Genomic DNA, 483 nt, shown 5'->3' with positions numbered 1-483 from the left:
GCGGCGGACGAGTGCGCGGACAGTGGCCATTCCCGCAGGCTAACCCGACCGTGCATGGGCTGGCCGGGCGCGGGTACCGGGGTCCGACAGTCTCATCACCCGGGAGGACACCAGAAATGCCGAAGATCCTGCAGCACACCGGCGGCGACGTGGTCGAGATCATCCTGGCCGACCACCGGTGGTTCGAGGAGGCACTGCGCGAGTTGCGGGACGTGCAGTCCGACCGGGCCGCGGTGCTGGCGGATCTGGCCACCGTGCTGATCGCCCACGCGGAGGCGGAGGAGTCGAAGGTCTACCCCGCCCTGCGGAAGAAGGACGCGATCGACGCCGAGGAGGTCGAGCACTCCGAGCACGAGCACGACGAGGGCAACGAAGCCCTGCTGGCGTTGCTGAGGTCGAGGACCAGCACAGCGAGGAGTTCAGCGAGAAGACGCACGAACTCTCCGAGGCGCTGTCCCACCACCTGGATGAGGAGGAGCGCGA

At 68.3% G+C, this 483-nt stretch carries 1 protein-coding gene; it reads left to right on the top strand.

The window, feature by feature from the left end; genetic code table 11:
* Positions 1 to 116 precede the first annotated feature (116 nt).
* Positions 117 to 483 (top strand): hemerythrin domain-containing protein (locus EF918_RS36245; RefSeq protein WP_260611029.1); only part of this gene is annotated, 367 nt, incomplete at its 3' end.

The sequence above is a fragment of the Streptomyces sp. WAC06614 genome (genome assembly GCF_003949795.1).
In the GTDB taxonomy this organism is placed as follows: domain Bacteria; phylum Actinomycetota; class Actinomycetes; order Streptomycetales; family Streptomycetaceae; genus Streptomyces.
Note: the sequence above shows the minus strand (reverse complement) of the source record. Positions and strands in the feature narration are given on the sequence as shown.